We start from the raw sequence: 15,700 nt of genomic DNA, 5'->3' as shown, positions 1-15,700 counted from the left end.
GTGTCAGTATATTCTTGACTCACCCTCTGGGCGGGTTTTGAATCGTTTGTGCAACCACAAGTATTGTGGAATGTTGTCTTTGACCCAAGACTCAATGTGGTGATTCATGGCTTGTGTAGAGTCCGTGTCATCTTCCAGCGGGAAATTGGGTAAAGGTTCGTGAATATGGATGAGGTAACGGCCATTGCAGTATCTCGTGGTGACGGGCACGACCTGCGCCTTGAGCAATTTCGATAATCTGGCCACCGCCGTGACAGTGGCTGCTTTGACACCAAAAAAATTCACGAACACAGAGTCGCGCTCGCCGAAGTCCATATCGGGCAAATAATACAAAGGGCGCCCTTTTTTCATTGCTGCAAGCAAGGGACGCACGCCCTGTTGGCGTGACAAAAGCAATTGCTCCCCGAATTTGGACCGCCCCTCCAATATCAACGAATTTAATACCGGATTTTTCTGGTTGGAATACATGGTGACCATGTCGATTTCAAGGCACAAGCGGCTCCACGCTGCATCCAGACCCAAAAAATGGGGTGCAAGAAAAATGGTGGGAGTCTCGGTGTCAAGAATAGCCAAGGCTTCGGGATTGTCTATTCGAACTCGGTCACGAACTACCCTTTCGTTACCCGACCATAACCAGGCCCGATCCAAAAATGTACGCAGGTAAAAATAAATATGAGCCAAAGCCCAGCGAATGCGCTGGAAATTGGACGAGTCGGGAAAACACAAGGAAAGATTGGTGAGTGCAACCCGGCGACGCTCACGGGCCAATACAAACAGCACCAGGGCCAACAATGCAGACACCGATGTAGAGATGAATCGATAAGCGAAGAATGGCAAACGCGCGAGAGCAAACCAGATTGAAATCAATAACTGCGTCATGATTGCCCTTGTTGGCCAGGCTGACCTTTGGGAGGCTTGTAACGCTCATAGCCCCAATAATATTGATCGGGATGCATCAGAATCAGTTTTTCCATTTCAGCATTCACTTGTGTGGCGGCCTCTACGGGATCAGGACTCAGAGATTCTGGGCCAGGGTAAAGCTCAAGGCAAAACCCTTTACCACCCGGTTTTCGGTAACCGATTGCCAGAACAATTACAGCGCCGGTTGACTGATGCAGTCGACCCGGTAAGGTCATGGTGTAAGCAGGCTGACCAAACATGGGAGCCCAAATGCCCTCGCCTTGGGCCGGGACCTGGTCGGGCAACATCCCGACCGCTTCGCCTCGCCTTAGGGCTTTGAGCAAGATTTTCACACCACCAATCGTGGTGGGAGCCAAGGCGACATTGTCGCGGGCCCGGCTGTCTTCGATGATATTTTGGAGTTCTGCCTTGCGATTGGGGCGATACAAGACCGTGATGGGTGCGCGAGTGGAAAATATCTGGGCCGTGGACTCAAAACTGCCCATGTGCGGGGTTAGGAAAATAACCCCTTTTCCTTTGGATTGAGCCTTTTGGACAACATCCCAACCAGAAATATCGGTACAGCGCCCTGCACCCTTTTGCGTCGACAATCCCCAAAGGAAAGGCAATTCCAAAAGTGCCATTCCGGCATGCTTGACCGAACCTTTCACAGCCGCCAAGCGCAAGGACTCGTTGTGAGGAAAAGCGATTTTTGAGTGGACATCGATTTTTCGACGATAACTGGCCGACAAACCATATACCGCCCAACCCAACCATGCGCCTAGTGCGTGCAGGATTGGCAAGGGAAATACAGACAGGACTTTGAACAAATATTTGATCATGGGGCAGTTTGTAACCAGTCCTCGCTTTGCCTTCGCCTCCAAATGTTGTATATTTCCCAAGTTCGCTGAGTTAAATGACAACTTGCGGGGCGAACTAAAACAAATCTGCTAAAGCGTCGCCGGGCTTCAATCGAACATGGCGGCTGTAATAACCCCCTGTTTTATTGGAGCTTTTTTAATGTCTAACGAATTCTTCTTCACCTCTGAGTCCGTGTCAGAAGGTCACCCAGACAAGGTAGCAGACCAGATTTCTGATGCGGTATTAGACGCAATTCTCGAACAAGATCCCAAGGCACGAGTCGCTGCCGAAACCTTGACCAACACTGGCTTGGTGGTAATGGCTGGTGAAATCACAACCACTGCGCAGGTAAATTACATCGAAGTGGCGCGTGATACCTTGAAAAAAATCGGCTACGACAATGGCGATTTTGGTATCGACTACAAAAGCTGCGCGGTGATGGTTTGCTACGACCGACAAAGCCCAGACATTGCTCAAGGCGTGGACAAAGCCCATGACAACGACCTGGACCAAGGCGCTGGCGATCAGGGCTTGATGTTTGGCTATGCTGTCAATGAAACCCTTGAGTTGATGCCGCTGGCGATCAGCCTTTCTCATCAGCTGGTTCAACGCCAGAGCCTGTTGCGCAAGGATGGACGACTGCCTTGGCTGCGCCCCGATGCGAAATCGCAGGTGACGATCAAGTATGTAGACGGAAAACCTTATTGCATCGACACCGTTGTACTTTCCACACAACATTCGCCGGACATCGAGTTGGCTACGCTGCGGGAGGCGGTGATTGAAGAGGTCATCAAGCCGGTGTTGCCCAAAGAGTTGATCAAAGGCGACATCAGTTATTTGGTGAACCCGACTGGCCGCTTTGTAATTGGTGGACCTCAAGGCGATTGTGGTTTGACTGGTCGCAAGATTATCGTGGACACGTACGGTGGTGCCGCACCCCACGGTGGTGGTGCATTTTCCGGCAAAGACCCCTCGAAGGTAGACCGTTCCGCCGCATACGCAGGTCGATACGTGGCCAAAAACATTGTCGCAGCTGGTTTGGCAGAAAAATGCCTGGTGCAGGTGAGCTATGCGATTGGCGTGGCACGCCCTACTTCCATCATGGTAAATACCTTTGGTACCGGAAAAATTGACGACGGCGCAATTACAGAATTGGTCAGAGCCCATTTCGACCTGCGTCCCAAAGGTATCGTTCAGATGCTCGATTTACTGCGTCCGATTTATGCAAAAACAGCCGCCTATGGTCACTTTGGCCGCGAGGAACCAGAATTCAGCTGGGAACGCACGGACAAAGCCGAAGCGTTGAAAGCAGCCGCAGGCATTTGACACCAACAGGGTTGATCAGGACAGGGCTCGCTTGAATACCGCTTGGCCTTCCTGAACCAACCCTGTTACAATTTAGGCCGTTCGAGGAGCGTTGCGACACACCCATGCTTTTTGGGGTGCTAGGCTCGAACAAGAAATAAACAACGGCGCTCACGCTTCTTTCTTTATGAACTTTAAAAAGGAGGGCGTGATGAACGCCATTGCAAAACCTATCACCGCTAACGGCGAAAACGATTTTTTCGTAGCCGATATGTCTCAGGCCGATTTTGGCCGCAAAGAAATTGCAATCGCAGAAACCGAAATGCCTGGCCTAATGGCCATTCGCAAGGAATTTGCGGTATCCCAGCCTTTGAAAGGCGCCCGTATCACCGGTTCACTGCACATGACCATTCAAACAGCTGTGCTGATTGAAACATTGGCAGCGCTGGGTGCAGAAGTGCGCTGGGCCTCTTGCAATATTTATTCAACACAAGACCATGCTGCCGCCGCAATTGCTGCCGCCGGCATTCCTGTGTTCGCCTTCAAAGGCGAGTCGCTGACCGACTATTGGAATTTCACCCACCGCATTTTCGAATGGGCAGATGGTGGTTATTCCAACATGATTCTGGACGACGGCGGCGATGCAACGATGTTGCTGCACCTGGGCACCAAGGCTGAAAAAGACATCAGCGTACTGAACAACCCAGGCAGCGAAGAAGAAATTTGCCTGTTTGAATCCATTAAGAAAACGCTGAAGACTGACCCAAGTTGGTATTCCAAGCGCTTGAAAGAAATCAAGGGCGTGACTGAAGAAACCACAACTGGTGTGCACCGTTTGTACGAAATGCACAAGAAGGGTGACTTGGCTTTCCCTGCAATTAACGTAAACGATTCTGTAACCAAGTCCAAATTCGACAACCTGTATGGCTGCCGGGAATCATTGGTTGACGGTATCAAGCGTGCAACCGATGTAATGATTGCCGGTAAAGTGGCTGTTGTTGCTGGTTATGGCGACGTGGGCAAGGGCTCTGCTCAGGCATTGCGCGCCCTGTCTGCCCAGGTTTGGGTTACAGAAATCGATCCGATCTGTGCGCTGCAAGCTGCCATGGAAGGCTATCGCGTAGTGACCATGGATTATGCAGCAGACAAGGCTGACATTTTTGTGACTGCCACGGGCAACAAGGACATCATCACCCATGACCACATGGTCAAGATGAAAGACCAGGCCATCGTCTGCAATATTGGTCACTTTGACAATGAAATCGACATTGCTAGCGTAAAGAAATACCAGTGGGAAAACATCAAGCCACAGGTTGACCATATTATTTTCCCGGATGGCAAGCGCATTATCATGTTGGCTGAAGGTCGTTTGGTGAACCTGGGTTGCGGCACTGGCCACCCCTCTTTCGTGATGTCTTCAAGCTTTGCCAACCAGACGATTGCACAAATCGAGCTGTGGACTAATACGGAAAACTACCCCGTGGGTGTTTATGTATTGCCCAAGCACCTGGACGAGAAAGTAGCCCGCTTGCACTTGATGAAAATTGGCGCGCAGTTGACTGAACTGAGCACCGCACAGGCGAGCTACATTGGCGTACATCAGGACGGCCCTTACAAGCCGGACCACTACCGCTATTAATCAGGACAGACCTACCCTTGCGCGCTGACCTGGCCTTGGTTGAAAAAGGCTTGTGCCCCTCAAGGGCGCAAGCACAGACTTTGATTGAGCAAGGAAAAGTGTTGGTACGCAATGGTGTAGTTCATGCCCCTGTTGTTGTCAAAAAAGCATCGCAGCAGATCGAGCCCTTCATGACGTTGGAATTGATTCACTGCGATGCCCCTAGTTTTGTATCGCGCGGTGGATTGAAGTTGCACCATGCGCTTGAACACACCCAAATTGAAGTCCGCGGCAAGCGTTGTATTGACTTGGGGCAATCTACCGGGGGGTTTACTGACTGCCTTCTTCAACGTGGGGCGCTCAGCGTGACAGGAATTGATGTTGGACGGGATCAGCTACACCCCAGCCTGAGAGCACATCCTGCTGTAATGGCCATGGAAGGCATCAACTTGTACAAAGTGAATGCCGGCGAACTTGAGCAGGACATCGTCAGACTGAAACCAGAATTCATGCCTTTTGAGCTGGTTGTGGCAGATTTGAGTTTTATTTCACTTCGCAAGGTGCTGCCCAATATCGCGCTGCTTATGCCTGCGAATTGCGAAGGTTTGTTCTTGGTTAAACCTCAATTTGAAGTTGGACCAGAACACATTGGGAAAAATGGTTTGGTGAAATACCTCGAGAACCTCATTGCTCAACTGGAAAACGATGTGAAGACTTGCTGCGCGCTACTCGACCTGACCGTGAATGATTTTTTCGCGTGTGAGTTGAAGGGTGGTGACGGCAACCAGGAATATTTTGTGTACGCAGCGAAGAATTCACTTGCTGCGGAGAACCAATAACACAGTGAATAAACACACCATGATGAATATCAGCTTTGAGTTTTTCCCCGCGAAAACAGATGAAGGCGCAGAGAAATTGCGCGCTACGCGTGAAAAACTGTCTGAACGAAAACCCGAGTTTTTTTCGGTAACCTTCGGTGCCGGTGGTACAACCCAGGACGGAACACTTTCAACTGTACTGGAAATCAAGGCTTCAGGCGAAGAGGCGGCGCCACATCTGTCGTGCGTCGGCTCATCCAAAGAAAAAGTAGCCGCTTTGCTGAAACAATACAAAGAAAACGGAATCAAGCGTATCGTCGCGCTTCGTGGAGACTTGCCCTCTGGCATGTTGGAGACAGGCTCGTTTCGCTATGCGAGCGAGTTGGTGGAGTTTATTCGACAGGAAACAGGCGATCATTTCTTTATCGAGGTAGCCGCTTATCCAGAAACACACCCACAAGCAAAAAGCCCAGCAGCCGATGTGGATGCATTTGTACACAAAGTGAATTGCGGTGCAAATTCAGCGATTACGCAATATTTCTTCAATGTGGATGCTTTTTTGTATTTCCGTGATCAGGTTCAGCATCGCGTTTCAATACCGCTGATCCCTGGCATTATGCCGATCACGAATTTCAGTCAACTTGCCCGTTTTTCTGACGCTTGCGGTGCAGAAATTCCGCGATGGATGCGCACCCGATTACAACATTTTGGTGACGATCGAGAGTCAATTCGCGCGTTCGGGCTGGAGGTCGTGTCGAACCTGTGCGAACAACTAATTAAGGAAGGTGCCCCCGGTCTGCACTTTTACACCATGAACAATGCACAACCAACGTTGTCCGTTCTGGATCAAATCGGCTATTGAGAACACCCTGGGCGAGTGGAAATCAGCTCTCGCTCAGTAGCAATATAATCGAGCAGCACATCATGCTTTTCTGAAAAGTCATACGTGGATTCAGTCGAAGCGTAGGCAACACCGACTACCAGGGGCTTGTGCGACATTTGACTCAAAGTGCGGTCATACCAACCTGCGCCATATCCCAGTCTGGCACCTTTCCTGTGAAAGGCGAGACATGGAACAATCAAGACAGAAGGCTGAACCCAGGACTTGGATTTTGGAACCGGTATATCGTATCGACCAACTTCCAATTCCAGGTCGGGAGCAAACTGCGCGAACTGCAAAAAATGTTCTGTTGGGGACTCGCAACACACTGGCAAGGCCCATAAAAAGGCATTAAGGGCCAAATTATTCATGATGCCCAGTACATTCGGCTCGCCGCGCGTGGGATAGAACAGACCCACAGTGCAAGGCTGGAATGTTTGGAGTAGAGTTGAGACAGAAATCGAGATGTCTTGGCTCAGCGCATGGCTTTCATCAAGCTGCAGCTGATTTCGATAGGCCAACGCACTTTGCCGCAATGATCTTTTCATGACAGGAACAATGACAATTTCTCACCACATTTCACGTTGGATTTCGCTACCCTTGTTTGTATTGGGCGCTATGGCATTTCAACCCGCTTTGGCCAGCAAGGAAAGTGATTCAGAGTTGATCAAACAAATCAAATCTGCGTATGCCGATGGCGCGTATGACAAGTTTAACCGCTTGGCCGCCGACCTGCCGCAAAAAAGCATATTTAGACCCTACGTGGACATTTGGCAGTTTCGCTTTTTTCAGAAAGGTGTGGAGAAGCAATTCCCTGACCAGGAATTGGTATGGAATAAATCTGAAATTTTGCCGTTGCTGAACAAACACGACAACAGTTGGCCTGCTGAAACGCTACGACGCGACTGGCTGGAGCAACTTGCGCGTACCGCCCAATGGACCGATTATGCGGAACAGCGACAACACTTGCGTTATCGCCCAGATCAAGGGGTTGAGTGTGCCGACTTGATGTACTCCGCCGAGCAGGGTCAGTTGGTGAGATACAAACTGGATGCTGTACTGGGGTTTGACAAACGCTTGCCCAAAACATGCCGGGTGTTATTGAAAAATCTTTACAAGCGCGGAGGCGTTAGCGCGCAGGACCTGGATCGCCATGTGTTGCAAATGGTGGCTGCAAACCAGCTGACAAATTCGATCAAGTTCGTTGAAGAATTCAACGACACCGCTTGGGGCAAAGCAATTGATAGCCAAACTTTGAGGGAGGCTATTTTCAATTCCGACAAGTATCTTAAATCTCCAAGTCGCTCTACGGACACTGACCTTTATTTGACAGGCGCACTGGCCAGAAAAGCTGTCGATGACCACGAACGAGTGGCACGACAAATTGCAGAAAACTACCAAAGCAAACTTTCACTAAGCTCGGAACAATGGTTATGGGCACACGTTGGGTACCGTGCCGGCCTGGTGTGGGACAGAAACGCCCTGAATTACTTCAAGCGCAGTAACCCTGACGTGATGAGCCAGGAACAACAGGAATGGAAAGTGCGCGCCGCACTTCTTTTAGAAGACTGGAATGCAGTGCTTCAGGCCACCAATGAGATGAGCCCTAACGTGAAAGAAGACCGGGCCTGGACCTACTGGCGCGGACGCGCTATGGCACAGTCAGGCAAATTGGTGGAGGCCAGACAAGAATGGATCAAAGCCAGCAGTCCGTTTTCTTTTTAGGGAAAACTGGCTCACGAAGAACTGGGAGATACGGTTACAGCACCCAAGCGACCCGAATTGTTGAGTGCTGCAGAGCTGGATTGGACAAAAAAACACCCGGGCCTAGCACGCTCACTTGCGCTTTACGATGCGGGCTTGCGTACAGAGGGATTCTGGGAGTTCAACCTGCAAGTTGCGCAAATGAACGACCGGCAATTACTTGCTGCTGCCACTTGGGCTGAACGTAACCAGTTGTATGACCGCGCGATTGCGGCCGCAGACCGAACCGAAGCTGAACATGACTTGGGTTTGCGCTACCTGACGCCGTTTCGCGACAATATGCGAGCGAAAACCAAGGAAATTGGTGTGGATGAATCGTGGGTGTACGGCTTGATTCGCCAAGAATCCCGCTTTGTAACCATTGCCCGTTCTGGCGTGGGTGCCAGTGGTTTGATGCAGGTAATGCCAGCCACCGCCAAGTATGTAGCGAAGAAAATCGGTTTGTCCGACTTCAAACCAACTGATATCACCGAAATTGAAACCAACCTGACCTTGGGTACCAGTTACCTGAAAATGGTATTCGAGCAGCACGACCAGTCACCCGTACTGGCTTCGGCTGGGTACAACGCGGGGCCAAGCCGCCCTTCCCTGTGGAAACGCCGCCTGGGTGACAGGCAAATTGAAGGGGCCATTTTTGCAGAGTTGATTCCTTTTGATGAAACCCGGGGTTATGTGAAGAACGTGATGTCCAATACGGTGGCTTATTCCCTGCTGTTGAACAATGCCTCGACCCCTTTGAAACAAAGACTGGGTATCATCTACGGATCCAAGTAATTAGGTTGATGCTGTTGCTATGAGTAAAACGAAAAATGTATTGGTAATCGGTGGTTCGGGCTTTCTGGGCCAGGCTGTTTGTAATCAACTGGCCAAATCGGGTTACCGAATTACAGTGCCTACCCGTCGCTATGACAAGGCGAAGCATTTGCTGACCCTGCCCACTTGTCAAATTGTTGAAGCGAATATTCATGACCGCGCCACCTTGGGTCGCCTTGTCTCAGGGCAAGACATCGTCGTGAATTTACTGGGCGTGCTTCACAGCAAACCGGGTAAACCGTATGGCCAGAACTTTCGGGTCAATCATGTCGAATTTCCAAAAGCGTTGTGTACAGCGATGTCAAAGCATGGTGCAAAGCGCATCGTCCACATTAGCGCGCTGGGTGTGGGCGTACAAAACCCTGCACCATCCATGTATCTTCGCTCAAAGACAGATGGTGAAGCCGTAGTCAAAGACAGCGGATTGGCCTGGACAATTCTTCGACCCTCGGTTGTGTTTGGTCGTGAAGACAAGTTTTTGAACACCTTTGCCTCACTTGCAAAGATTGCGCCTTTCATTCCATTGGCTGGCGCGGACGCCCGTTTTCAACCGGTGTCCGTCAGTGATGTCGCCAAAGCTGTATTTGCATGTGTAGAGGACCAGGGCAAGGACACGCTGCACAACACCTATGACCTGGTCGGCACCGAGATATTCACGCTCAAAGAGTTGGTGAGGCTTTCGGCCCGTGCAGTGGGCAAGAATCCGCTGATATTCGGTATTCCCGATGTTGCGGCAAAAGCCCAGGCGTTTTTGATGGAACTGGCACCCGGAGAGCCGCTCATGAGTCGAGACAATGTCGACTCGATGAAAATTGACAATATTCGGACCTCGGGCAGAGCGTTTCCCTTGCCCAGCTACGAGTGCTTGTCCGTAGTTGCCCATGAATACTTGAGAGCCAAGCATTTACCTTCTGATCTTGATGAATTTAGGACCCGGGCACACCGGCAAGACTAGCCCTTAAGCCTTGATTCATCGTACAATTTCGCTTTGCATAACGCAGCCGCACGTCGACCGATTGGCTGCGTTTGTTTTTAGAGCCCGCGTTTTGCCTGAACACTGCTGATAGAGAGTTTTACCGTGACAGACCACTTGATGAAAACCTACGCCCGCCAGCCTATTGCCTTCACACACGGTGACGGCGCCTGGCTGTGGTCCACTGATGGAAAAAAGTACCTGGATGGTCTTTCCGGTATCGCGGTAAACGGTTTGGGGCACAATCACCCAAAACTGGTCAAAGCGATCGCGGAACAAGCTGGCAAACTGATTCACACCTCGAACCTGTACGGCATTGTGGAACAGGCTGAACTGGCCGACCGCCTGTGCGAAATTTCTGGCATGCAGGAAGCTTTTTTCTGTAATTCAGGCGCAGAGGCCAACGAAGCAGCCATCAAACTGGCGAAATACTACGGCCACAAAAAGGGCATTGAGAACGCGAAAATCATTGTGATGGACCGCGCCTGGCATGGCCGCACACTGGCAACGCTTGCTGCAACCGACAGCCCGAAAGCCAAAGTGGGTTTTGGCGACTTGCCGGGCGGATTTGTACGCGTGCCGTATAAAAACTTTGCAGCCATTGAACAGGCCGCTGACGAACATCCGGAAATTCAAGCCGTATTGCTGGAAGTGCTGCAAGGCGAAGGCGGCATTAATGTGGCTGATACGGAATACCTTCAGGCGTTGCGCAAGCTGTGTACGGCCAAAGGCTGGCTTCTGATGATTGACGAGGTGCAGAGCGGAATTGGACGTACTGGAAAGTGGTTTGGTTATCAGCATGCGGGTATTCAGCCTGATGTGATTACCTTGGCCAAAGGGCTTGGATCGGGTGTGCCCATTGGAGCCTGCCTTGCCGCTGGTCCGGCAGCTGACGTATTCACACCCGGAACCCACGGCACCACTTTTGGTGGTGGCCCCTTGGTTTCAGTCGCCGCCCTGGCAACCATTCAGATCATGGAAGAGGATGGTCTGCTGGAACATGCCGAACAAATGGGGCAACTGATTCGTGCCGTTTTGTCACGCGAGCTGGCAGGTATTGCTGGTGTAAAAGACATTCGCGGACGCGGTCTGATGGTGGGTGTTGAATTGTGGAAGCCTTGCGGTGAACTGGTTGCCATTGCACGCGACAAAGGTTTGATTATCAACGTGACCCGAGACAATGTGGTGCGCTTGTTGCCACCATTGGTGATTAAAAAAGAAGAAGCAGAAACACTGGCCATGGAATTGGCCCCATTGATTAAAGCGTTTCTTGAACAATCCGCATAAGGAGGAACCGGCCTGCCAGGCAAGCCGGTCTACAAAAATGCCTATCAAACATTTTTTGCAATTCAACGACATCAGTAAAGATGAGTTCGAATACCTGATGCAATCGTCGCGCGACGTGAAGGCGCGATTCAAGCGTTATGAGCCTTACTATCCGCTGCAAGACCGCACACTGGTGATGATTTTCGAGAAAGCATCCACGCGCACGCGCCTGAGCTTTGAAGCGGGCATGCACCAGCTGGGCGGGTCGGCCATTTACCTGAACACGAAAGACTCCCAATTGGGTCGCGGTGAACCGGTGGAAGACGCTGCACAGGTGATTTCACGCATGTGCGACATTGTAATGATCCGCACTTACGAGCAAGAAATTATCGAACGTTTTGCTGCCAACAGCCGTGTGCCGGTGATCAACGGGCTAACCAATGAATACCATCCTTGCCAGATTCTGGCGGATATTTTTACATTCATTGAGCACCGCGGCAGCATTCAAGGCAAGACAGTGGCGTGGGTGGGCGATGGCAATAATATGTGTGCCACCTGGCTACAAGCTGCGGAATTGCTGGACTTCAAAGTCAATATTTCCACACCCAGCGACTACAACATCGACCCGGCTAAAACCAATATCAAGGGTACCCACCATGAGTGGTTCGAAGACCCGATGGACGCCTGCAAAGGCGCTGACTTGGTAACCACCGACGTGTGGACCAGCATGGGCTTTGAGAATGAGAACAAGGCGCGCCGCCGCGCGTTTGCTGACTTTCAGGTAGACACTGAAATGATGGATGTGGCCAACCCGGAGGCACTGTTTATGCACTGCCTGCCCGCCCACCGGGGCGAGGAAGTGGCGGCCGAAGTGATTGACGGGCCCAAAAGTGTGGTGTGGGATGAGGCAGAGAACCGCCTGCATACGCAAAAAGCCTTGATGGAATTCCTTTTGTTGGGCCGCAAGTAAGCGGACCTGTAACAACCCTTTTTGAATCGAGAACCATGAGCGATATTAATAAAGTAGTACTGGCCTATTCAGGCGGTTTGGACACCTCAGTCATCTTGAAATGGCTGCAAGACACCTACGGTTGCGAAATCGTGACCTTCACGGCCGATTTGGGCCAAGGTGAAGAACTTGAACCTGCGCGCCAAAAAGCGCTGAAGTTTGGCATCAAACCCGAGAACATTTATATCGATGACGTGCGCGAAGAATTCGTACGCGACTTCGTATTTCCAATGTTCCGTGCCAACACCGTGTACGAAGGCGAGTACCTGCTGGGCACCTCGATTGCTCGCCCGTTGATCGCCAAGCGATTGATCGACATTGCACGTGAAACTGGCGCAGATGCCATTTCCCACGGTGCAACAGGCAAAGGCAATGACCAGGTTCGTTTCGAACTGGGTGCTTATGCGCTGATGCCCGGCGTAAAAATTATCGCGCCTTGGCGTGAATGGGATTTGCTAAGCCGCGAAAAACTGCTGAAGTACGCAGAAGACGCTGGCATTGAAATCGACATGAAGCACAAGAAAGGCGGTGCACCCTACTCCATGGATGCCAACCTGCTGCACATCAGCTTTGAAGGCCGCCACCTGGAAAACCCAAGTGCGGAAGCCGAGGAAGCCATGTGGCGCTGGACAGTCAGCCCCGAAGCGGCACCCGATGAAGCTGAGTACCTGGATATCGAATACGAGAAAGGCGACATTGTTGCCCTGAACGGCAAGAAAATGAGCCCAGCCACAGTGCTGACCGAGTTGAACCGCTTGGGCGGCAAACACGGTATTGGTCGCCTTGACCTGGTTGAAAACCGCTACGTGGGCATGAAAAGCCGCGGCTGCTACGAAACCCCGGGTGGCACCATTATGTTGAAAGCCCACCGTGCCATTGAATCCATCACGCTGGACCGCGAAGTGGCCCACCTGAAGGACGACTTGATGCCCCGCTATGCAAGCATGATTTACAACGGTTACTGGTGGGCGCCAGAGCGTGTGGCGCTGCAAACCCTGATCGATCACACCCAAAGCACAGTGAACGGTTGGGTGCGCATTAAGCTTTACAAAGGCAACGTGATTGTGGTGGCCCGTGACTCGAAAACCGATTCGCTGTTCGATCAGAATATCGCGACATTCGATGAAGATGGCGGTGCTTACAACCAAGCCGATGCAGGTGGTTTTATCAAGTTAAACGCCCTGCGCATGCGGATTGCCGCCAACGCAAAATTGAAACGCGGCTAAGTAATCAATCGGTTGTGAATTCAATTTAAGAACCGCCACCCAATGTGGCGGTTTTTTTATGCTTGAATCAAATTGGGTTCGGGTTCGATCAACACCCCAAATTTGCGCTGAACACTGGATTGCACATGCTGAACAAGTTGCAACAAGTCGCTGCCAGTTCCAGAACCCAAATTCACCAAAATCAAGGCCTGCTTGCTGTAAACACCCACACCGCCCAGCACATGGCCTTTCAAGCCACATTGCTCAATTAACCACCCAGCCGCAAGCTTTACTTTGCCATGGTCAGCCGGGTAATTAACCAAATTCGGATATTGCTGAATCAGGGCCTGAGCCTGTGCTGTGTCTACAATCTGATTTTTGAAAAAACTTCCACTGTTTCCCAACACGGCAGGATCAGGAAGCTTCTCAGTGCGAATGGCACTGATCGCCTTTAATAAATTCAAGGGACTTAAAGCGCCCAAATCGGAAACTCGCCGAGCAACGTCGCCATAGCCCAGTACGGGTTGCCACTGAACTGGCAAAGCGAAATCGACTGCGGTTATGACACAGCGACCGAGTTGCGCATGCTTGAAAACGCTGTCGCGATAGGCAAACTCACATTCATCCAACGAGAAAATTCGTGCCGATTGTGTGTCCAGATCAAATGCATGTACTGCGGACACCCGGTCTTTCAGCTCCACCCCATATGCTCCGATGTTTTGCACAGGGCTTGCTCCCACACAACCAGGAATCAAAGCCAGGTTTTCCAGCCCCCCCCAGCCCATGGCTACAGTCCACTCTACAGTGTGGTGCCAATTTTCACCTGCTTGCACTCGCAAATGGTGATGAACCCCATCACAACCCAGGTATTGACGCCCCAGCAAGGCCGCCTTCCACACCGTGGCGTCCACTTGTGGGGTGGTAAACACCGTGTTGCTGCCTTCGCCCAACAACAAAAAATCTTTTTGCTCTTGCCTGGCGCGGGCAAAAGCCAGCAAATCAGCTGTATTGGCCAGCAAACGCAACTCGCGGGCACGGGCTGGCAAACCAAAGGTGTGCAAGGGTTGCAGATCGACGCTGTGGGTGACAGTGTGGGCTGACATAGGGGATGGTCTAGCGATTACAATGAGGCATTATGCTTGAAGGAATGAACTATGCCGTCTTTTGATGTGGTCTGCAAACCGGACTTGATCGAATTGCGCAATGCGGTTGATCAGGTGAACAAGGAAATTGGTACCCGCTTTGATTTCAAGGGGTCGGATTCCAAGGTGGAATTAAACGAACACACCATCATGGTGTACGCCGACGATGACTTCAAACTGGAGCAAGTCGCCGAGATTATTCGCAACAAATGCGCCAAACGCAATGTAGATGTTCGCTTTCTGACCTTTGACAAGAAAGAAAAAATGTCTGGCGACAAAATCAAGCAGACCGTGACCGTGAAAAACGGATTGGACAAAGACTTGGCCAAGCAGGTGGTGAAGGAAATCAAAGACAGCAAGATGAAAGTGCAAGCCAGTATTCAGGGCGACACGGTGCGAATTCAAGGTGCCAAGCGCGACGACTTGCAAAGTGCAATTGCCTTGCTGAAACAGAAAGTGACAGAAACACCGTTGGGTTTCGAAAACTTCCGAGACTAACCGAATTAAGGACATGCCATGAGCGCAGACCATTCACACGACCATGAACATGGTCATGACCACGAACACGAACACGAACACGGCCACGATTGCGGCCACAACCACGATGTGGTGTACAACAAATTGGTGAAAGCCAACCACAAAGTGGCCTCGGTGCTGCTGCGCAATGCCAAAACGATTGAACTGACATTTGATGAGCGCCAGGAAGTACCTCATGATGTGAAGGCCACCGATGGCAGCACACTGATTTGCCACCTGCACGACACGGTTGAAGTGGGCGACAAACTGGTGTCCAACACCAATGAGTGGGCTGTTGTTGCAGCCGCGCAAGAAGAACTGTTTGAGATAGCCCGCGGCCAGAAAGGCTTTGAAGAATTTCTGCACGTGGCTGGCTTGAATTTTTGGCCAGTGCAACTGAATGACACAGGTGCTCGCATTGTGGCCAGCCATGAATGCATGCACATGCTGGAACACTTCGAACTGAAGTTCGGCACGTTGACTGCACCAATGCTGGAAATTGTGGTGCCTGAGATCAAACACCACGACTGTTGTGACCACGACCATGGTCACAGCCACGAGCACGGTCATGCGCATGAGCACAAACACGGCCCCGATTGCGGCCACGACCACTAAGCAGTAAAAAAGGAT

At 51.2% G+C, this 15,700-nt stretch carries 16 protein-coding genes and 1 riboswitch; of the genes, 12 read left to right on the top strand and 4 right to left on the bottom strand.

All coding sequences use genetic code 11. The annotated features are described in order from the left end of the window. Positions 1–3 precede the first annotated feature (3 nt). The gene (locus tag P0D43_RS07560; protein ID WP_159568357.1) at positions 4–879 is read right to left on the bottom strand and encodes a lysophospholipid acyltransferase family protein; all 876 of its coding nucleotides are present in this window, start codon (positions 877–879) and stop codon (positions 4–6) included. Then, positions 876–1,742 carry a lysophospholipid acyltransferase family protein gene (locus tag P0D43_RS07555; protein WP_159568356.1) on the bottom strand — a complete coding sequence of 289 codons (867 nt, stop codon included), beginning with the start codon at positions 1,740–1,742 and terminating at the stop codon, positions 876–878. The genes P0D43_RS07560 and P0D43_RS07555 overlap by 4 nt, the downstream gene beginning before the upstream one ends. A gap of 178 nt (positions 1,743–1,920) precedes the next feature. Between P0D43_RS07555 and metK the strand changes: the two genes are divergently transcribed. The 4 genes from metK to metF all read left to right on the top strand — a co-directional run bounded on the left by metK (position 1,921) and on the right by metF (position 6,364). Continuing rightward, a complete protein-coding gene (metK, locus tag P0D43_RS07550) occupies positions 1,921–3,087 on the top strand; it encodes a methionine adenosyltransferase (RefSeq protein WP_394673653.1) in 1,167 nt (388 codons plus the stop codon). A gap of 77 nt (positions 3,088–3,164) precedes the next feature. After that, positions 3,165–3,246: riboswitch (S-adenosyl-L-homocysteine riboswitch) on the top strand. Positions 3,247–3,277: 31 nt separating this feature from the next. After that, positions 3,278–4,705, top strand: coding sequence for an adenosylhomocysteinase (gene ahcY / locus P0D43_RS07545; protein ID WP_394673652.1), 1,428 nt, complete (start codon positions 3,278–3,280; stop codon positions 4,703–4,705). Between the two features lie 17 nt (positions 4,706–4,722). After that, entirely contained in the window at positions 4,723–5,523 is an 801-nt protein-coding gene (locus P0D43_RS07540; RefSeq protein ID WP_159568353.1) for a TlyA family RNA methyltransferase, read from the top strand. A gap of 19 nt (positions 5,524–5,542) precedes the next feature. Further along, entirely contained in the window at positions 5,543–6,364 is an 822-nt protein-coding gene (gene metF, locus P0D43_RS07535) for a methylenetetrahydrofolate reductase [NAD(P)H] (protein WP_159569573.1), read from the top strand. Here metF and P0D43_RS07530 read toward each other — a convergent pair. Further along, on the bottom strand, positions 6,358–6,930 hold the full coding sequence (locus tag P0D43_RS07530) for a 5-formyltetrahydrofolate cyclo-ligase (RefSeq protein ID WP_394673651.1): 573 nt from the start codon (positions 6,928–6,930) through the stop codon (positions 6,358–6,360). The genes metF and P0D43_RS07530 overlap by 7 nt on opposite strands. Between P0D43_RS07530 and P0D43_RS07525 the strand changes: the two genes are divergently transcribed. From P0D43_RS07525 to P0D43_RS07500, 6 genes are all read left to right on the top strand, one after another. Next, positions 6,929–8,107: a hypothetical protein gene (locus tag P0D43_RS07525; RefSeq protein WP_394673650.1), complete on the top strand. Its 1,179-nt coding sequence runs from the start codon at positions 6,929–6,931 to the stop codon at positions 8,105–8,107. The two genes, P0D43_RS07530 and P0D43_RS07525, sit on opposite strands and share 2 nt — an antisense overlap. A gap of 57 nt (positions 8,108–8,164) precedes the next feature. Further along, the gene (locus tag P0D43_RS07520) at positions 8,165–8,920 is read left to right on the top strand and encodes a transglycosylase SLT domain-containing protein (protein WP_394673649.1); all 756 of its coding nucleotides are present in this window, start codon (positions 8,165–8,167) and stop codon (positions 8,918–8,920) included. Between the two features lie 19 nt (positions 8,921–8,939). Then, the gene (locus tag P0D43_RS07515; RefSeq protein WP_159568350.1) at positions 8,940–9,914 is read left to right on the top strand and encodes a complex I NDUFA9 subunit family protein; all 975 of its coding nucleotides are present in this window, start codon (positions 8,940–8,942) and stop codon (positions 9,912–9,914) included. A gap of 123 nt (positions 9,915–10,037) precedes the next feature. Next, the gene (locus tag P0D43_RS07510) at positions 10,038–11,219 is read left to right on the top strand and encodes an aspartate aminotransferase family protein (RefSeq protein WP_371717133.1); all 1,182 of its coding nucleotides are present in this window, start codon (positions 10,038–10,040) and stop codon (positions 11,217–11,219) included. Positions 11,220–11,256: 37 nt separating this feature from the next. Continuing rightward, a complete protein-coding gene (gene argF, locus P0D43_RS07505; protein ID WP_008252656.1) occupies positions 11,257–12,168 on the top strand; it encodes an ornithine carbamoyltransferase in 912 nt (303 codons plus the stop codon). A 35-nt stretch (positions 12,169–12,203) separates the two neighbouring features. After that, positions 12,204–13,433 (top strand): argininosuccinate synthase, encoded by a 1,230-nt coding sequence (locus P0D43_RS07500; RefSeq protein ID WP_394673648.1) that lies wholly within the window; start codon positions 12,204–12,206, stop codon positions 13,431–13,433. A 56-nt stretch (positions 13,434–13,489) separates the two neighbouring features. Here the strand turns inward: P0D43_RS07500 and murB are convergent, their stop codons facing one another. After that, the gene (murB, locus tag P0D43_RS07495; RefSeq protein WP_394673647.1) at positions 13,490–14,515 is read right to left on the bottom strand and encodes a UDP-N-acetylmuramate dehydrogenase; all 1,026 of its coding nucleotides are present in this window, start codon (positions 14,513–14,515) and stop codon (positions 13,490–13,492) included. Between the two features lie 51 nt (positions 14,516–14,566). Between murB and P0D43_RS07490 the strand changes: the two genes are divergently transcribed. Beyond that, the gene (locus P0D43_RS07490; RefSeq protein WP_394673646.1) at positions 14,567–15,052 is read left to right on the top strand and encodes a YajQ family cyclic di-GMP-binding protein; all 486 of its coding nucleotides are present in this window, start codon (positions 14,567–14,569) and stop codon (positions 15,050–15,052) included. A gap of 18 nt (positions 15,053–15,070) precedes the next feature. After that, positions 15,071–15,685 carry a hypothetical protein gene (locus P0D43_RS07485; protein WP_394673645.1) on the top strand — a complete coding sequence of 205 codons (615 nt, stop codon included), beginning with the start codon at positions 15,071–15,073 and terminating at the stop codon, positions 15,683–15,685. The last annotated feature ends 15 nt before the right edge of the window (positions 15,686–15,700 follow it).

This window comes from Limnobacter sp., assembly GCF_043511195.1.
Classification (GTDB): Bacteria; Pseudomonadota; Gammaproteobacteria; order Burkholderiales; family Burkholderiaceae_B; genus Limnobacter.
The sequence above is the reverse complement of the archived record's forward strand: the minus strand, read 5'-3'. Positions and strand labels throughout refer to the sequence as shown.

Excerpts from the sequence above, each read along its gene's own strand:
- P0D43_RS07515 (WP_159568350.1), top strand. The coding sequence starts at position 8,940 with ATGAGTAAAACGAAAAATGTATTGGTAATCGGTGGTTCGGGCTTTCTG.
- argF (WP_008252656.1), top strand. The coding sequence starts at position 11,257 with ATGCCTATCAAACATTTTTTGCAATTCAACGACATCAGTAAAGATGAG.
- P0D43_RS07500 (WP_394673648.1), top strand. The coding sequence starts at position 12,204 with ATGAGCGATATTAATAAAGTAGTACTGGCCTATTCAGGCGGTTTGGAC.
- P0D43_RS07525 (WP_394673650.1), top strand. The coding sequence starts at position 6,929 with ATGACAGGAACAATGACAATTTCTCACCACATTTCACGTTGGATTTCG.
- ahcY (WP_394673652.1), top strand. The coding sequence starts at position 3,278 with ATGAACGCCATTGCAAAACCTATCACCGCTAACGGCGAAAACGATTTT.
- P0D43_RS07485 (WP_394673645.1), top strand. The coding sequence starts at position 15,071 with ATGAGCGCAGACCATTCACACGACCATGAACATGGTCATGACCACGAA.
- metF (WP_159569573.1), top strand. The coding sequence starts at position 5,543 with ATGATGAATATCAGCTTTGAGTTTTTCCCCGCGAAAACAGATGAAGGC.
- P0D43_RS07560 (WP_159568357.1), bottom strand. The coding sequence starts at position 879 with ATGACGCAGTTATTGATTTCAATCTGGTTTGCTCTCGCGCGTTTGCCA.
- P0D43_RS07530 (WP_394673651.1), bottom strand. The coding sequence starts at position 6,930 with ATGAAAAGATCATTGCGGCAAAGTGCGTTGGCCTATCGAAATCAGCTG.
- P0D43_RS07555 (WP_159568356.1), bottom strand. The coding sequence starts at position 1,742 with ATGATCAAATATTTGTTCAAAGTCCTGTCTGTATTTCCCTTGCCAATC.
- P0D43_RS07490 (WP_394673646.1), top strand. The coding sequence starts at position 14,567 with ATGCCGTCTTTTGATGTGGTCTGCAAACCGGACTTGATCGAATTGCGC.
- murB (WP_394673647.1), bottom strand. The coding sequence starts at position 14,515 with ATGTCAGCCCACACTGTCACCCACAGCGTCGATCTGCAACCCTTGCAC.
- metK (WP_394673653.1), top strand. The coding sequence starts at position 1,921 with ATGTCTAACGAATTCTTCTTCACCTCTGAGTCCGTGTCAGAAGGTCAC.